Source organism: Dyadobacter sp. 32, assembly GCF_902506755.1.
In the GTDB taxonomy this organism is placed as follows: domain Bacteria; phylum Bacteroidota; class Bacteroidia; order Cytophagales; family Spirosomataceae; genus Dyadobacter.
The window spans coordinates 565,989-583,493 of the sequence record NZ_LR735258.1; the positions used below are offsets into that span (position 1 = coordinate 565,989).

Sequence of the window (17,505 nt, forward strand, 5' to 3'; positions counted from 1 at the left end):
ATTATGCTTTATGTTTGATTCGGGAATAGGTCGAATGGATGGCTGAAAAAGAGGCTTTCTTTAACTCGCCTCCCTGTTCAACAACCACATACTCTTTGTTTGCTGCGGACAGCCATTCCATGGCTTCCCATAGGTTACACGAACTGTTCACATCTGCAGGTGAAGAAGCTTCCAGCCCGGCAAGTTGATCCCAAATGTCGGCAAAGGTGAGTGAGCTCAGTTCCAGCTGCAGTCGTTGATGTCCAAAGAAGTTTGTCACAAAGTCGTTGGAAGGGTTGAAAATAAGGTCTTTGGCCGTGCCCATCTGTACAATCTGACCTTTATCCATCAGGCATATCTGATGACCCAGCTCAAAGGCTTCCTGTACATCATGCGTGACGAGCACAATGGTTTTTTTGTCAGCTTCGGTCAGTTCCTTGAATTCCTTTCTGATTTGAACCCGCGTAACAGGATCCAGCGCGCCGAAAGGTTCGTCCATTAAAAGCACCTTCGGATCTGCTATCATGGCACGTGCCAGTGCTACGCGTTGCTTTTCTCCACCACTCAGCTCGTCAGGATATTTGTGGGCATAGCTATTGAAGGGCAGTCTGATCTGATCCAGTATGGCTGCCGAGTGGGATGCGATTTTTCCTTTTTCCCAGGATAGTAGCCTCGGTACAATGGCGATGTTTTCCGCGACGGTATAATGCGGGAACAGACCATTGTTTTGAGACACATAACCAATATGCCTTCTGAGTATTTCGGGTGCGGATGTGTTTATATTTTTTCCATCAATGAATATTTCTCCTGCTGTTGGATCAATCAGGCGGTTCAACATTTTTAATGTCGTTGTTTTGCCACATCCGCTGGTACCCAAAAGCACCAGTGTTTCTCCCTTTGTTACTTCGAAGGATATGTTTTTGACCGCCTCCGTTCCATTAAAATTCTTTTGTAGATTTTGGGCAATGATCATAAACGGGTTTAAAGAATTACTCAGAAGATACATAGCGAAGCCGCTATTTATCTGGAAACGCAAAAAGGTTATTTAAAGATTCAGAAAAGGTGGGATGTGCAAATACGCCATCGTGTACTTCCTGCCAGGTAATGCCGCCCAGCATGGCCATTTGTAATACGGTAACCACTTCTCCGCCTTCGGTGCCCAGTATAGACGCACCGAGTATTTGTCCTGTTTTTTTGTCTACAACAGCTTTCATCAATCCGCGTGTGTCGCCCATTTCAATGGCACGGGCCACTGCAGTGTTCGGCATCGATGCCACTAATATGTCCAGTCCCTTTTTCTTTGCTTCCTGTTCGGTGATGCCCACGCGGCCTAGCTGCGGATCGGTGAACATGCAGTAGGGCAGAAGTCGGTTATCTGTATCTCTTTTGGCTTTATTGGAAATGTTATGGATGATTATCCGGTAGTCATCGAAGGCAATGTGCGTAAATGGTGGTCCACCGTTTACGTCTCCGAGAGCAAAGATTCCCTTGGCTGTGGTTTCCAAAAACCTGTCGACTTTAATAAATCCCCTTTTATCAAGTTCTACCCCTGCTTTGGACGGATTGAGCATTTCGCCCTGCGGGCGTCGTCCTGTGGCAACCAGTACATGGGTGCAGGTAATGATTTTTTTCTGGCCATCGATCACTGCATACGCCTTGATTTTTTTGCCAGTCTTTCTGAATTCTTTCAGCTGGCAATCCTTGAGAATGGAAATTCCTTCGTCAACAAAAATTTTCTCTACCGCCCGGGCAATGTCTTCATCTTCTTTTGGCATAATTCGCTTTGAAGTTTCAAGCATTGTGACTTTGCTTCCAAAGCGGCGATACATCTGACCAAATTCCATTCCTACATAACCAGTCCCGATGATGAGCAAATGTTCGGGGATTTGCTTCAATTCCATGATGCTGGTGGAGGTCAGGTAATCAATGTGATCCAGTCCTGTAATTTCTGGTATCGCTGGTTTGGCACCCGTATTGATATAGATTTCCTCGGCCGCAAACATGGTTTCCCCACCTCCATTAAGGGCCACTGCGATTTCTTTATCTCCCGAGAAGGAAGCGGTTCCATAAATCAGGTCCAGGTTTTTCGTCTGCAAAATGCCATCTTCTGAATTCTTCCGCATTCGATTGACGATTTCGTCCTTCCGTTCAAGAATTTTAGCGATGTCAATTTTTAATTTTCCGGTATTTACGCCCAATTCATCGTCTTTTCCAATCAGGTAAGCAAGGCGGGCCGACGCGATCATTGCTTTGGTAGGGGAACAGCCATCGTTTACACAGGTTCCTCCCACCCACCTTTGCTCGATGAGGGCTGTTCTTCTGCCGGTTTCTGCCAGTTTTTTTGAAAGTGGCGTTCCGGCTTGGCCGGAGCCAATGACAATGGCGTCGTATTTTTTGATCATCATTTTAATTTACAACTTTTACACCCTTCCAAAAGGCGACGTAATTGGCAATATTTTCCGCGGCAGGTTTAGGTTTAGGGTAATACCAGGCAGCGCCCGAAAGCGTTTGGCCTCCCACCTGGAGGTCATAATACGAAGCTACCCCTTTCCATGGGCATGTGCTATGTGTTTCACTTTTTGAAATCAGATCGCGATTGACCGAATCGGCAGGGAAATAGTGATTGTTTTCTACTACGATTGTCGCGTCACTTTCTGCGATAATCTGATCATTCCAGATTGCTTTCATTATTTTATTTCAGTTTTAATCCTGGTCACTAAAAGTATGCCTGAAAAATCGAAAAATGACTATCGGGCGTCTCATTTTGCATGCGCACGGTGCCTTTATATCGGTTTTGAAGAATCCCTCTTAACTTTGCGCATGGATTATTTTAAAAAGCTGCTTGATTTACTAAAAACAGAAAGAGATGAAGATCGGCTGTCTTACCTAAAACTAACAGAACAGTCTTCCGTTTCAGAGCGGCGGGCTAACGGCCTCACCTGGTATCCAATCGCCATCCGAGGGACTGAAATGAGCAGGGGGGATTATATTTCAGTGGAGGTTGAGCGCACTACACATCAGGATGTTGCCCACCAGTTACGCTTTGGAATGCCGGCAGTATTGTTCTCCAACCATGACCCCAACAAGGATAGGGTGGAGGGTACCATTTCCCATCAAAGTGGCAACCGGTTGAAATTGACCTTACGTACCGACGAGTTGCCCGAGTGGTCCCGCGACGGGAAGCTGGGTATTGATGTGCTGTTCGATGACAACAGCTACGACGAAATGAACAGTGCCCTCAAGGCTGCATCGGTACTGGCCGAAAAGCCTGAGGGAAGACTGATTCAGATTTTGACAGGTGAAAAAAAACCTTCCTTTGATGATCGGCCCCGATCGACTCAGAACCCCAAATTAAATGCTTCACAACAGGAGGCACTCAGCAATATCCTCGCGGCAAATGAGCTGGCGATCGTACACGGACCTCCGGGAACCGGGAAAACCACTACACTAATACAGGCCATAAAGGCATTGATAGCCCAGGATCGCAGGCAAATACTGGTTGTGGCGCCTAGCAATACCGCCGTGGATCTTTTGAGTGAAAAACTTTCGGATGAAGGTATCCATGTGTTGAGGGTCGGCAATCCTGCCCGGGTTTCGGAAAAGCTCATGTCACTCACCCTGAATAGTAAAATGGCAGAGCATAGCCAGATGAAAGAGGCTAAAAAGCTGAAAAAACAAGCGGGTGAATATAAAAACATGGCCCATAAGTACAAACGAAATTTCGGGAAAGCGGAGCGTGATCAGAGGAAAGCATTGTTCGACGAAGCCCACCGAATCATGAAGGAGGTGGGTAATACGGAGCAATATATCATTGACGATCTGGTGGCAAAGGCGCAGGTGATTACAGCCACTCTGGTTGGATCCAATCACTATACCGTTCGTAATCTCAAGTATCATACCGTAGTCATCGACGAAGCAGGGCAGGCACTGGAACCTGCTTGCTGGATCCCGATCCTGAAGGCGCAAAAGGTAGTCCTTGCCGGTGATCATTTCCAATTATCACCCACTGTGAAGTCGGACGAGGCGGCCAGAAACGGATTAAGTACCACCTTGTTGGAAAAATGTGTTGAAGCGCATCCGGAGGCTGTTGTGTTGCTGGAAGAGCAGTACAGGATGAACGAAGCCATCATGGGTTATTCTTCAAAAGTGTTTTATCAGGACAAATTAAGAGCAAATCCCTCTGTGGCCCGTCATGTATTGTATCCGGGAGCCGCCCCTCTGTTATTTATCGACACGGCTGGTTGTGGATTTGACGAGAAGCTCGAAGGTACCAGTTCCACCAATCCGGAGGAGGCGGCATTTTTATTCCGGCATTTGACTCAGCTGGTCACGGAGCTGGCATCTCAAAACACGATTTCGGCGTTCCCGAGCATAGCGGTCATTTCGCCTTACAAGCAGCAGGTCCATGTTCTTAAAGACCAGTTGCTGCATACTCCCGACCTGCACAGGTATGGAGATAAAATTTCGGTCAATACCATTGACAGTTTTCAGGGACAGGAGCGGGATGTGGTCTACATCAGTATGACCCGCAGCAATGCGGAAGGTGCCATAGGCTTTCTTTCCGATATCAGGCGGATGAACGTGGCCATGACGAGGGCACGAAAAATGTTGGTTATTGTTGGCGATAGCGCTACGTTGGCTCAGTTTCCTTTTTATGCCCATTTTATTAACTATGCCGAAGCTTTGGGCGCTTATCAGAGTGCCTGGGAGTTTTCGGAATAGGCTCACCCCAAAAATATCCGCAATGGATCTGGCACAAAAAAACGAATTACGGGGTTATAAATTTTTGAGAAAATAAAAGTAAATTATGAATTGGATATCAATTACGACCGAGCAGGAAGTGGAGGGAATTAAAAATTCGGGAGAGCTCGCTTTGATTTATAAGCACAGCACCAGATGTATGGTGAGTTTGATGGCACTGAAAAAATTAAAATCGGAGTCGACTGGCGACTATTCGGTGCCATTTTATATGGTGGATGTGATCAAAGACAGGTCGGTTTCCCGAACAATAGCCGATGCTTTTTCTGTGGAGCACGAATCTCCACAGCTTCTGCTGGTCAAAGATGGGGCTTGTGTGTACGATGCATCACATGAATCTGTTTCTCTGAAACCTATTCTGCATTTTTTTGAATAAGGTAATATATGCGAAGCTGATAGCCGCAAAGCAATGTGCGCTTCTTTGTAGCTTTTTCTGTTTTACTACCGTGACCTGATGCAGTTCAAACGATCACTCGTGATTCCAGATATCAGCGTACTCGTCCGGATGCTTTTTAAACCGGGCATGTACAAATGAACAAAGAGGTGATACTTTCAGGTGGTTTTCACGAGCGTATCTGACCATTGCTTCCAATAGCTTCCCGGAAAGGCCTTTTCCTTCGTATTCAGGTGCTACCTCGGTATGATACACACGCATACTGGCTCCAAGAATACCCACCACCATTTCTCCGATCTCCATACCATCGGCGAACAGTTTAAAGGCACCTTTGCCGTTTTCATTGAGGAACAAATTTACTTCGGTCATATTTGCAGTTTTTTTTAAGCAGGTTGGTCTTCAAGTACCGCCTGCTTTTTTAGTCCATTCATTGAAAGATCGAGCAGCAATTTCAAGATACCCTCAGATTCGCCCAGCTTGTCATACATGATCAGATCCATTTCGATGCCCCGTTGTGCACTGGTAAATATGAACGCCAGTTTGTCGAGCTGTTCCTCATTCAGGTCGCGGAATTCTCCGGTGGCGGTTCCGAAGCGCAGAATGCTCTTTAGGATGTTACTTTCCTTATCGTCATATTTTTTTCGCCAGGTGCACATCTCTCCATTTTCCATCAGGCCATCGCGGGTTTCATTAATGAGTACGGCATACAGATTAACCACTTTCCGGATTTTCTCCAGTCGGATGGTCTGAAAGGCGTGAAACTTTTTCACTGCTGTTTTTTCCCTGGCTATGGCAGTCTGAAGCATTTCGAAAAAAGCTTCCTTTTCGTTTTGAATGATTACTTCAAAAATCTCCTCTTTGCTTTTGAAATAGTAATAAAGGGTGCTTTTGCCTTTACCCGCTTCCTTGGCAATGTCTTCCATGGTGGTCTTGTTTAAACCAAATTTTTGGAAGAGTTTGTCTGCACCTGCAAGAATTTTTGCCCTTAGCAGTTCATCTTTCGTCTGTGTCATATCGGATGTTTCGGTGGAGGAATCTGATTCAAAATTAGCTAACTGAAGTCGGTATACAACTCTGATTTGCTGATTTTTCATGCCTTTCTGATCATACCTGTTGAAACTTCCGGGAATTTCTACCTTTACCTTTGAGGAATACGATTCGTCTGGCAGACTAATTTTGACTTTTGGTCTGCTTTTTGTAATAGGATTAATAAAGGAAAGAAATATAGTTTGTCTGGCTGGGTTGAGGAGGGGCTGTGTTTAAAAGCCCTCTGGTTGCAGAATAGGCCACTTTTGTAATTTTCTGCGCTTATAGTTGGTGGCGAGGGCGGAGTAAGCATTAAAATTTGGTAGTCGAATTTTAATGCAGGAATATTTTGTAATTGATTTGTCATCCTGTACTTTTGGACTAATATTGAATGTTGGTCGAAAATATTAGCAGACTTATAGATGCAAAAGGAAGATGTAATGAGGGAAAAGGTGCTGGGATGTGCGGATAGGCTTTTCCAGAAATTTGGTCTTTTCAAAACCACCATGGAGGATATTGCGCGTGAGGCGGGTAAGGGAAAAAGTACCCTGTATCATTATTTCAAAAGTAAGGAAGATATATTCGGCGCAATCCTGACCCGGGAGAAAGACGCTTTTTTTGAAGTTGTACAGAATTCAATTGCCAAGGAAACCACCGCACGCAGGAAAATTGAAGTCTTCTACATCAAACGTTTTGAAGCGATCCGAAAGGTTATCAACCTTTATAACGTATTGTTGGAAGAAACCCGTTGCGGGTTGATCGATAGCGGGCAAGTGCACGTGTGGAGGAAACAATACGATGCCAAGGAGCTTAATATTATAAAAAGCATCTTACAATACGGCATTGTAACCGGTGAGTTTCGTGTGCTTAAGGAGCACGAGTTGGATGGGCTGGCCTTTATTTTTGCGAGTGCCCAGCGGGGGGTAGAGATGGATCTGGTGTTGTATGACAAGCTGGATGAGATGGAGCGATTCCTGAACTTGTTGGTGGATCTGGCGATAAACGGTTTAAAAAAGTAGAAAGGTAAAAGTGAGCCTGAGTAGACCTGCATACGATTTTGGTCGGGAGGATTGGCAGCCGGTTTTAGCACGGTAAAAGTACACGCTGGAAGATATCTGCTCTGCTTATTTTTGAATTGCATGCGCGTGGTATAATTTCTTTTGAGTTCATGGATAGCGTTGTCCATCGAAGCAGAAAATTTCGAAAAGTGGCGCTTAGGATTTTTTTCGTCGGATTCTGAGTCGTTACTTTAGCCGAAAGAAACCGTATTGTTTAACTCGTACACAACCTAATGCTGGCGAATTATTGAATTTTTGAATTATTACGTGAATTGAAACTTGTAAAAAAGGCATCAGCCATAATTATATAAGAAGGTTAAATGAAGTTTGGTTAATATTTAGTCGTTTAAAGTATTATTTCACCGATTGTGTAAAATGTCAATCTTCTGAATTGGGTTTCATCTAAATTGGACTATTATTATTTAAATGTCAAAAAATATGGAATCCGCAAAACCTTTACAAGGAAATATTCGTTGATATTTAAATTTTAAATGTCTGTTTTGGCAGAAGTTGCACGATTTAGCGTAGTTGATTTTTGAATAACCCGAACTCAATCGCCCGGATTGACTGACAATTGAGTTCTGACACCAATTATTATGAGGAATAAATTACATACCCGTATTTCCGAATTTAAGGATTCGAAGATTATCAAAGAGAAGGGGCTCTATCCTTTTTTTCGGCCTATTGAATCGGGACAGGATACTGAGGTTCTTATCAATGGGAAAACGGTTTTGATGTTTGGGTCGAATTCTTATCTGGGCCTTACCAATCATCCGTACATTATCGAAATGGCCCAAAAGGCGTTGGAGAAGTATGGGTCAGGTTGTGCGGGATCACGTTTTTTGAATGGGACACTCGACATCCATGAGGAACTGGAGCGCAGGCTTGCCATCTACACGGGTAAGGAGTCGTCGGTGCTTTTCAGCACCGGTTATCAGGCCAACCTGGGTGCACTTTCCTGCCTCACCGGGCGTAACGATTATCTTATACTGGATGAGAGCGACCATGCTTCCATCATTGACGGAAGCCGCCTCTCCTTTTCTAAGGTAGTCAAGTATGCACACAACGATATGAATGATCTCCGGAAGAAGCTTAGTCTGCTACCGGAAGATGCCTGCAAGCTCATTGCTACCGATGGGATTTTTAGTATGGAAGGGGATATTGTCAAATTGCCTGAACTGTACGATGTAGCTTCGGATTTCGGCGCTTCGGTATTGGTGGATGACGCGCACAGTCTGGGTGTGATCGGTGAGAAAGGCGCTGGTACAGCCTCGCATTTCGGTCTTACCGAGTCCACCGACCTGATTATGGGCACTTTCAGTAAATCGCTTGCCTCGTTGGGCGGTTTCATCGCGAGTGATGCTGATACCATAGAGTATTTGAAACACCGTGCACGTTCGCTGATGTTCAGTGCCAGTATGACACCGGCCTCTGTGGCCAGCACGCTTGCCGCCTTGGATATTATTGAAACAGAGCCGGATCATATTCAGCGGCTCTGGGCAAATACCAGGTACGCCAAAGAATTGTTGCTGATCAATGGTTTTGATCTGGGCCGGACAGAAAGTCCTATTCTGCCGATTTATATTCGGGATAATGAGAAGACCTTCCTGATTACCAAGTTGTTGCAGGATGATGGGGTATTTGTTAATCCGGTTGTTTCGCCCGCCGTCCCTACTCAGGATTCTTTGATCAGATTCTCTCTGATGGCAACACATACATTTAGTCAGATCGAAGAGGCGGTTGACAAGCTTACGAAAGCATATAAAATAGTTTACCCAGAGGCAATCAGGGCGAACGCGTAAAAAACAACCCGGAATGAAACACATTTTACCCGTAACCTCTAAAAAGGATTTGACCAGGTTCATTGATTTTCCTCATGACCTGTATAAGAATGACAAAAACTATGTTCCCGAAATTTTTATCGGACAGAAAGATTTGCTCACGCCTAAACATCCTTTTTACGAACATTCATCAATTCAGCTTTTTCTGGCGCTTGACGGTGAAAAGATAACGGGTAGAATTGCAGCCATTCACAACGTAAATCACAATGCATTTACAGGTGGAAAGGATGGTTTTTTTGGTTTTTTTGATTGTATCAATGATCAGGAAACGGCAGATATGCTTTTCAACAGTGCGGCAGATTGGGTGCGTTCAAAAGGGTTAACCACCATCCTGGGCCCGGCAAACCCCACTACCAACGATGTTTGCGGTATGTTGGTCGAAGGTTTTGACAGGCCGCCTGTGGCGATGATGCCCTATAATGCGCCGTATTATGCCGACTTGCTGTTGAAGCATGGTTTCAGCAAAAAGACCGATCTGCTGGCCTATGAGTTGAACGTCGCTGAGTCTAATGACCGTTCGGTTAAATTGATCAGTACGATTGAGGGCCGGTTGAAACGAAGTGGGATTGTCATCCGAAAAGTGGACGTCAAAAACTTCAAAGACGAAGTTCCTAAGATCAGAGAGGTATATAACAAAGCGTGGGATAAAAACCTGGGTTTTGTACCCATGACCGACAAGGAGTTTGATTATCTGGCCAAGGATCTGAAAATGATTCTGGATCCTAACTATTGTCTGGTTGCGGAAAAGGATGGCGTCGTGGTTGGGTTTGTAGTGGCCATTCCGGATATCAATCAGATTTTGATTAAAATGAAAAGGGGGCGCTTGTTACCTACGGGTATTTTTAAACTGTTGTTTCAGAAAAAAAATATCACTCGTTTACGGGTTTTGACCTTGGGGGTATTGGAGGGATATCGTAAAATGGGAATTGAAGCCTGCTTGTACGGCCACATCATTAAAAATACCTACGGAACCAAGATAACCGGCGGAGAGTGTTCCTGGATGCTGGAAGAGAATTACCTGATGAATCATGCCATTGAACAGATCAATGCAAGGCTCTATAAAAGGTATAGGTTATTTGAAATGGATTTATGAAGGAGCGGGTACTCATCACCGGAGCGAGTGGCTTTATTGGATACCATCTGGTAAAAGCCGCACAGCAGGCAGGCCTGGAAGTGCATGTTGCCGTAAGACCTTCCAGTGATCTGAGCCGCTTGAAAGAACTTGATCCGGTTGTAGTACAAGCAGATTTTGGTTCCAGAGAGTCTATTGAAAAACTGATTGATAGCGAGGCATACAGCTATATAATCCATGCTGCCGGCGCCACGAGAGCAAAAAGTGAAGAGGTTTACAATCTTGTCAATGCGCAGTATACCCGGGAGCTGGCGGAAGTAGCCTCACTTGCTCAAAAGCCCGTAAAACGTTTCGTTTTTATGAGCAGTCTGGCGGCAATCGGCCCCTTGCCTTACGGGCCCGGAAATCTGATCACGGAGGAAACACTGCCAGCTCCGGTAACCAGTTATGGTAAGAGTAAACTCCTGGCAGAGCAATTACTGGCAAAGGTAAAAGGTATAAATATTACAACCATCCGGCCCACAGCCGTATACGGTCCCGGCGAGAAGGATATCCTTATTTTATTCAAAACGTTAAGCCGGGGATTGGATGCATACATTGGGAGAGCCCCGCAACGATTGAGCTTTGTTTATGCGCAGGATCTGGCGGAGGTGACTATGGCAGCGATGCTTACCAATGAAGGCGGTTGCAAGGTGTATAACATCTCTGACGGGCGAGGTTATGAGAAATACGAGCTGGCCGGAGAATTTGCAAAATGGAGTAAACGAAAGGCGCTCCGCATTCACGTGCCGTTACGGATGTTTAGAGCCGTTGTGGATACGCTTGGATTATATTACAAGTATGCAAACACAACTCCCGTGCTGACGCCGGAGAAGTTGAATGAACTCACTGCACCAAATTGGATGTGCAGTATAGAGAAGGCCCAAAAGGAACTCAACTACCAGCCGGCATACACGCTGGAAAATGGGTTGCCCGAAACATTGGCCTGGTACAAAGAAGAAGGCTGGCTATAGAATGTAAATGTATGCCTGATCTGATCCATGGATCGGTAAAGATTTTGAACTAGTTTAAAAAATTGTCTTAATAAGAAAAGACAGCGGCCAAGGGCCACCAGGGAAATGTCTAAAACACAAAAAATAAGAATCGCAATAGTAGGCTTGCTGGCATGGTGTCAGTTGGCTGCGGTGGCTCAGACCACCGTAAAGGGAGTGGTGACTGATGCAAAAACAGGCGAGACTTTGCCTTTTGTGAGTATCATCATTCCAGGCACTACGATGGGGACTTCGGCGGATGTGGATGGTAAATATTTGATGACGATGCCGGCGGGTCGCTCGGCGCTTCGTTTTACGTATGTCGGTTACGTTAGTCAGGATAAGGCCATTTCTGCCGGTGTTTCACAAGTTATCAACGTTAAGATGGAGGTTGATGCCTCCTTGTTAAAGGAAGTGACCATCAGAGGTAAGGCACGGTATCGTAATAAGGATAATCCCGCGGTACAGCTCATCAGGGATGTAATTGCCAACAAGGAGAAGAATCAGGCGGCCCACAACGAATATGTCGAATACGAACAGTATGAAAAGATATCGTTTGCATTGAGCAATCTGTCGGATAACTTTAAAGAAAAGCGGATATTCAAGAATTATCAGTTTTTGTTTACCAATCAGGATTCTGCTTCTTCCAATGGACGGAACATGCTTCCTGCTTACATGGAGGAGAAGCTGTCACAGGTGTATTTGCGGAAATCGCCCTATGCCAAAAAACAGATCGTTAAGGCCAACAGAAGGGCAGAATTTGATTCCAAATTTGTTGACAATAATGGGCTTAGTGCTTACTTCAATCGGCTTTATGAAGATATTAATATTTATGACAATAATATTTCTGTGGCAACCAACCTGTTGCTAAGCCCGATTGCCAACAATGCGCCCACTTTTTACAAATTTTTTATACGGGACACGATCAAAACCAGCACCCCTTGGTTGGTGGAGCTCGGATTCGTGCCCCGAAATAAGACAGATCTTTTGTTCGAAGGCAAGTTGTTCATCACCCTGGATGGAAACTATGGCGTGCAGAATGCTTATCTGACAGTAAATAAGGATATCAATCTCAACTTCATGCGTGATCTTGAATCGGGACTCGAATTTGAGAAGGGTAGTGATGGCAGATATCATTTGAGTAAGACCACACTATCCATGGAGTTTGCTCTTGGCGAAAAAAGTGCGGGGCTGCATGGACAACGGGTGGTGAATTTTAAAAATTTCACGATCAATAACCCACAACCAGATTTGCTCTTCAAGGGCCCTGCCCAGCAACTTGCCTTCAACCCGTTACAAAAAACAGGTGAAGATTATTGGAGCGGAATACGGCACATTCCACTGGACTGGACCGAGCAGAATATTTACCGGAATGTGGATACCCTGCAGACTATACCTTCTTTTAAAAGGACAATGGATATAGCCACGATTTTTCTGGCTGGGTATAAATCCATGGGGCCGGTGGAGATCGGGCCGGTAAATACGTTTTACAGTTTCAATGAAGTGGAAGGTTTTCGGCTTCGGTTCGGCGGTCGTACTACTCCGGAATTTAATAAAAGGCTGTTTTTTGAGACTTATGCTGCTTATGGTTTTAAGGACGAAAAGTGGAAGTATTTTTTAAGTGGAAGTTATTCATTAAACAACAAGTCGGTCTATCATTTCCCGCTCAACTATGTTCGGGCCAGTTTCCAGCGCGATACCAAGATTCCGGGCCAGGATCTGCAATTTGTTAATGAGGACAACTTTTTGTTGTCTTTCAAAAGGGGAGAAAACAACCGTTGGCTCTACAACGACACTTACAGGGTCGAGTATATGACTGAATTTCAAAATCACTTTTCATACAAGGTGGGTTTTACAAAGTGGATTCAGCAACCGGGTGGTATCCTTGAGTACATCAAAACGGATGGTGAAGGGGACAGAAATGTAGCCAATCTGGTCAATAGTGAAGCCAACGTGGAGTTACGTTATGCGCCAGGGGAGCAGTTTTATCAGGGAAAAGTGTACCGCACACCCATTATTAATAAATACCCAGTGTTTACGCTTCGGTATGGAGCCGGACTGAAACTGCTTGGAGGCGAAACCAGCTATCATAACCTTACGGCCAATATATCCAAACGTGTTTATCTTTCGCAACTGGGTTATGTGGATTTGACAGCAGAAGGGGGCTACATAGTAGGCAAAAACATTCCCTTTCCGTTACTCACCATCCATCGGGCCAATCAGACTTACGCTTATCAGCTGAATTCCTATAACCTGATGAATTTTCTGGAATTTGTAAGTGATCATTACGCAAGTGTGGATGTCCAGTACTATATGAATGGGTTCTTGTTTAATAAGATCCCTCTCTTGAAAAAATTGAAATTACGGGAGGTTTTTAGTTTCAAGGCCATTACCGGTGGGCTTAGGAATGAAAATAATCCGGAGAGGGGTGCTTCGGTATACAATTTTCCGGTGGACGAGCTGGGAAGACCGATCAGTTACACGCTCAACAAACAGCCTTACATGGAAGGGAGTGTGGGTGTAGCGAATATTTTTAAACTGTTACGGGTGGATCTGGTGAAACGGTTTAACTATCTGGATCATCCCAATGTTTCGGAATGGGGTATCAGGGCCAGATTCCGGCTTGATTTTTAAGTTAAAGAGATACGTATTACCAGCGAATAAAAATGGGGCCGTTGGCTCATGACCAAAAAAGACAGAATAAGTTATGAATTACGCAATTATTGCAGCAGGAGAAGGATCAAGGTTGGCCAGGGAAGGCTTTACGATGCCCAAACCTATGGTGAGACTGCATGGGAAGATGTTGATTGACCGGTTAATTGATATTTTTGTTCAGAACAATGCCGAGACCATCCGGATTATTATTAACGAAAATGCACCCGAGCTGGAAGCACATTTAAGCACCATTACCCATTTTCCCATACAGATTGTAAAGAAATCTACACCCAGTTCCCTCCATAGTTTTGATGAAATTCTGAAAAATACGGAAGGTTTGGACGCGCTTTGTCTCACCACGACGGATACCGTTTTCAGAGAAGAAGAATTCAAGGCTTACATTGCAGAGTTCGAAAAAAATCCACGTCTCGACGGCCTCATGGCGGTAACCTCTTTTGTTGATGATGAGAGTCCGTTATTTGTCCGGGTTGATTCAGCAAATCAGATCACCTCATTCACCGATACCAATAATGGAAATACGCCATTCGTATCGGGAGGTATTTACTGTTTACGAAAAAACGCGCTGAATGCCGTCGGCGAAAGTGTTGAAAATGGCACGAAACGGATGCGAAATTTTCAGAGGCAATTGCTTTACAGAGGATTGAAACTGAAGGCATTTGAATTTTCGAAAATAGTGGACGTGGATCATATCTCCGACATCGTTACTGCAGAAGTTTTTTTGCGGGAAGAGGTTGAAGCTTAGTTAGGTATGTTTAATTTAATTACAGACAGAAAATAATTTTTTGAGTCTGTATTGCATGAAATGAGTGAATTGAAAATATTAGGAGTACATAGGAATAAGAAGTTTTCACCGAATCACATCGGAAACGACGGCGCCATTTTTTCGCTTACAGCGGCGGCGCTGGAGCAGCTCGGTTGCGAGGTAAGCATTTGCTGTGAGGATGAGTTTCTTGCCGTGAGCGAGGTGAAACAGCATCATATATTCACCATGGCGCGTCAGAAGGAAGTGGTAAAGAAATTACAGGAATTGGAAAGTAGCGGTACGGTAATTGTCAACTCGGCTTTCGGTATTGAAAACTGCTTCCGGATCAATATGCACAATGCGTTACTTGCCCGACAAGTGCCTGTACCCCATAGTTTTATTGTTAATACGGACGATTTTTCCGATACTGTTTTTGATGAATTAAATGGAAAAGGATTTTGGATCAAAAGGGGAGATTTCCACGCCATTCACAAGGAAGATGTAACATTTGCAGGGTCGGTTGCCGAGGGGAAAGAAATTTTGAAGGAGTATGCATTAAGAGATATTCCGGATGCCTTGATTTCGCAGCATTTGGTGGGTGATCTGGTGAAGTTTTATGGAGTACGAGGAACTGATTTCTTCTTCTGGTTTTATCCCTATGACCACAATCATCATAAGTACGCGGATTATGAAAATATTAACGGCAAGTCTCTTCACTTTGCGTTTGATGCAGATGAATTGAAAAGAGTAGCGGGCAGCTCGGCCGCTGCGGTTGGGGTGGACATATATGGAGGGGATGCCATTGTAGGACGAGATGGAAGCTTCCATATCATTGACCTTAATGACTGGCCCAGTTTTGCACCCTGCCGTGAAGAGGCCGCCGGCCACATTGCCAGGGTTATTTATCAACGATTTACACAACCAATCAAGTGAGCGAAAATAGGAAGATGGTGGAAAACGGGAAAGACTTAAAAAACACGGCATTTGAGAATTCGCTGAAATCAAACGATACGGAGGAACAAATCGACATTTGGTTCTACCGTCCCATTGGTTATCAGATCGCACTTTTTTGTGCCAGAATCGGGATGACACCCAACACGGTGACTATCATCAGTATATTTTTTGGCGTAGCGGCCGGCATTTTGTTCTATTATCAGGATCTCTGGATCAATGTCATAGGTATGCTTCTGCTTGTTTTTGCCAACTCGCTGGATAGCGCCGACGGACAGCTTGCACGAATGACCAACAATAAGAGTCGGCTGGGGAGGATTCTGGACGGGGCTGCGGGGGATTTCTGGTTCATTTCCATTCACTTCGCCATCTGCCTGAGAAGTCAGAACGAAGGTTGGTCGGCATGGATCTGGGTACCTGGTGTACTGGCGGGGTTCTCGCACATCGTGCAATCTGCCATGGCTGATTATTACCGCAACGTACATTTGTTCTTCATAAAAGGAACCTCTGGAAGTGAGCTGGACAATAGTGTCGACCTGCAAAGAGAATATGATCAGCTCACATGGTCGGGGAATTTTGGGATGAAACTCATTGCCCGAAATTACCTGAACTACACCAGGATGCAGGAAGCCTTCTCGCCTCGACTGCAAAAACTATTGTCGGCCGTGAAGGAAAAATTTCAGGGAGCACTGCCTGCACAGCTCGTAGTCGACTTTCGGGCAAAGAACAAACCGTTGATGAAGTATACCAATATCGTTCAGTTCAACACCAGGGTTCTGTTTCTGTTTCTATGGCTGTTTATAGATCAGGCCTGGATATACTTTTTCTTTGACATATTCATTCTCAATCCGATTCTGATCTATATGTGTACAGAACAGGAGAAGGTGAGCGGGCATTTTTATCAGAAGATTGTAAGCAAGGAATATGAACTCCAGACTATATAAAGTCCTGTCTTTTGGGGTCGGTATACTGACGCTCAGCTACATGGTGTATGCCATGGGGGTTGAAGTCATCTGGCTAAATATTCAGAAAACGGGTGTGTGGTTCTTTCCGGTCATCGGTAGCTGGCTGGTTATTTATATACTGAATGCCTTTGCTTTCAAAGCAATTATCCAGGAGCCTGATCTACCTGAAAGTAACCTGCCTTTTCTGTCGGTGTTACGCTTGACCATATCGGGATACGCCATCAACTACATCACACCATTTGTAGCCCTGGGCGGCGAGCCTTACCGGATTCTGGAGCTGAAGCCGGCGTTGGGTACCAAAAAGGCTGCATCGTCTGTTCTTTTGTACAGTCTGATGCACATGTTTTCACATGTATTGTTCTGGCTGGTTTCCATAGGTCTTGTGGTAGCCTTTGTCCCGATCAACAACATGCTCCTGGCCGGCTGTGGACTGCTGATGTTTTTTGGGCTGTTGATCGGTTACTGGTTTGTCAAAGTGTATAAAAATGGGTTCACGGTGAGTACGTTTCGTCTGCTCGCAAGAATACCCTTCGTCAAAACCAAAGCGGCGGATTTCGCACGTGAAAAATCCGAAACCCTTGAGGACATTGATCATCAGATCAGGGTACTGTATGCGGATAGAAAACCAAGATTTTATGCCTCCCTGCTTCTTGAATTTTTGGGAAGAGTGGTGGGGTGCCTGGAAATATATTTTACCGCACGAGCGATAGGCTTGGATATGAGCCTGGTGCAATCCCTGATCATAAGTTCCGGCTCTTCGTTGTTTGCCAATCTGATCTTCTTTTTTCCCATGCAACTGGGTACACGTGAAGGTGGTTTGGCGCTTGCTTTGCAAAGCGTTGGCTTCGCGGCTGCGTCGGGTATATTTATTGGGGTGGTTATGCGTATCAGGGAGCTTGTCTGGATTCTGATCGGACTCGCCATCATGGGCAAATCGGGAAATGGAAAAATAAAGAACCCCGTTCAGCAACCAGCGAGTGCGCTGGCATGATGAAATAATGTACAAGTGATA

Annotated in this window: 16 protein-coding genes; 11 read left to right on the forward strand and 5 right to left on the reverse strand. The window is 44.9% G+C overall.

The window, feature by feature from the left end:
• Window position 1 precedes the first annotated feature (1 nt).
• The 3 genes from DYADSP32_RS02150 to DYADSP32_RS02160 are packed head-to-tail and all read right to left on the reverse strand — an operon-like array spanning window position 2 to window position 2,667.
• Complete coding sequence (locus tag DYADSP32_RS02150; RefSeq protein WP_149244247.1) at window positions 2-952, reverse strand: ABC transporter ATP-binding protein; 951 nt, start codon at window positions 950-952, stop codon at window positions 2-4.
• A gap of 43 nt (window positions 953-995) precedes the next feature.
• A complete protein-coding gene (locus DYADSP32_RS02155; RefSeq protein ID WP_414617445.1) occupies window positions 996-2,384 on the reverse strand; it encodes a mercuric reductase in 1,389 nt (462 codons plus the stop codon).
• Between the two features lies 1 nt (window position 2,385).
• Window positions 2,386-2,667: a DUF427 domain-containing protein gene (locus DYADSP32_RS02160; protein ID WP_414617446.1), complete on the reverse strand. Its 282-nt coding sequence runs from the start codon at window positions 2,665-2,667 to the stop codon at window positions 2,386-2,388.
• A gap of 132 nt (window positions 2,668-2,799) precedes the next feature.
• Between DYADSP32_RS02160 and DYADSP32_RS02165 the strand changes: the two genes are divergently transcribed.
• Both DYADSP32_RS02165 and ytxJ read left to right on the forward strand, forming a co-directional pair.
• Window positions 2,800-4,701 (forward strand): AAA domain-containing protein, encoded by a 1,902-nt coding sequence (locus tag DYADSP32_RS02165; RefSeq protein ID WP_149244245.1) that lies wholly within the window; start codon window positions 2,800-2,802, stop codon window positions 4,699-4,701.
• 85 nt (window positions 4,702-4,786) lie between these two features.
• A complete protein-coding gene (ytxJ, locus tag DYADSP32_RS02170) occupies window positions 4,787-5,113 on the forward strand; it encodes a bacillithiol system redox-active protein YtxJ (RefSeq protein ID WP_149244244.1) in 327 nt (108 codons plus the stop codon).
• Window positions 5,114-5,206: 93 nt separating this feature from the next.
• Here ytxJ and DYADSP32_RS02175 read toward each other — a convergent pair whose 3' ends face one another.
• Both DYADSP32_RS02175 and DYADSP32_RS02180 read right to left on the reverse strand, forming a co-directional pair.
• Window positions 5,207-5,500 (reverse strand): GNAT family N-acetyltransferase, encoded by a 294-nt coding sequence (locus tag DYADSP32_RS02175; protein WP_149244243.1) that lies wholly within the window; start codon window positions 5,498-5,500, stop codon window positions 5,207-5,209.
• Window positions 5,501-5,514: 14 nt separating this feature from the next.
• Entirely contained in the window at window positions 5,515-6,225 is a 711-nt protein-coding gene (locus tag DYADSP32_RS02180; protein ID WP_149244242.1) for a TetR/AcrR family transcriptional regulator, read from the reverse strand.
• A 354-nt stretch (window positions 6,226-6,579) separates the two neighbouring features.
• Between DYADSP32_RS02180 and DYADSP32_RS02185 the strand changes: the two genes are divergently transcribed.
• The 9 genes from DYADSP32_RS02185 to DYADSP32_RS02225 all read left to right on the forward strand — a co-directional run bounded on the left by DYADSP32_RS02185 (window position 6,580) and on the right by DYADSP32_RS02225 (window position 17,484).
• The gene (locus tag DYADSP32_RS02185; protein WP_149244241.1) at window positions 6,580-7,176 is read left to right on the forward strand and encodes a TetR/AcrR family transcriptional regulator; all 597 of its coding nucleotides are present in this window, start codon (window positions 6,580-6,582) and stop codon (window positions 7,174-7,176) included.
• Window positions 7,177-7,811: 635 nt separating this feature from the next.
• Window positions 7,812-9,017, forward strand: coding sequence for a serine palmitoyltransferase (gene spt, locus DYADSP32_RS02190; RefSeq protein WP_149244240.1), 1,206 nt, complete (start codon window positions 7,812-7,814; stop codon window positions 9,015-9,017).
• A gap of 13 nt (window positions 9,018-9,030) precedes the next feature.
• Entirely contained in the window at window positions 9,031-10,149 is a 1,119-nt protein-coding gene (locus DYADSP32_RS02195; RefSeq protein ID WP_149244239.1) for a hypothetical protein, read from the forward strand.
• Window positions 10,146-11,141 (forward strand): NAD-dependent epimerase/dehydratase family protein, encoded by a 996-nt coding sequence (locus tag DYADSP32_RS02200; protein WP_149244238.1) that lies wholly within the window; start codon window positions 10,146-10,148, stop codon window positions 11,139-11,141. Before DYADSP32_RS02195 ends, DYADSP32_RS02200 begins: the two co-directional genes overlap by 4 nt.
• Before the next feature lie 105 nt (window positions 11,142-11,246).
• A complete protein-coding gene (locus tag DYADSP32_RS02205) occupies window positions 11,247-13,793 on the forward strand; it encodes a DUF5686 and carboxypeptidase-like regulatory domain-containing protein (RefSeq protein ID WP_149244237.1) in 2,547 nt (848 codons plus the stop codon).
• A gap of 73 nt (window positions 13,794-13,866) precedes the next feature.
• The gene (locus DYADSP32_RS02210; protein WP_149244236.1) at window positions 13,867-14,577 is read left to right on the forward strand and encodes an NTP transferase domain-containing protein; all 711 of its coding nucleotides are present in this window, start codon (window positions 13,867-13,869) and stop codon (window positions 14,575-14,577) included.
• Between the two features lie 60 nt (window positions 14,578-14,637).
• Complete coding sequence (locus DYADSP32_RS02215) at window positions 14,638-15,510, forward strand: hypothetical protein (RefSeq protein ID WP_149244235.1); 873 nt, start codon at window positions 14,638-14,640, stop codon at window positions 15,508-15,510.
• Window positions 15,507-16,472 (forward strand): CDP-alcohol phosphatidyltransferase family protein, encoded by a 966-nt coding sequence (locus tag DYADSP32_RS02220; protein ID WP_414617447.1) that lies wholly within the window; start codon window positions 15,507-15,509, stop codon window positions 16,470-16,472. The genes DYADSP32_RS02215 and DYADSP32_RS02220 overlap by 4 nt, the downstream gene beginning before the upstream one ends.
• Window positions 16,453-17,484, forward strand: coding sequence for a lysylphosphatidylglycerol synthase transmembrane domain-containing protein (locus DYADSP32_RS02225; RefSeq protein WP_149244234.1), 1,032 nt, complete (start codon window positions 16,453-16,455; stop codon window positions 17,482-17,484). Before DYADSP32_RS02220 ends, DYADSP32_RS02225 begins: the two co-directional genes overlap by 20 nt.
• Window positions 17,485-17,505 lie beyond the last annotated feature (21 nt).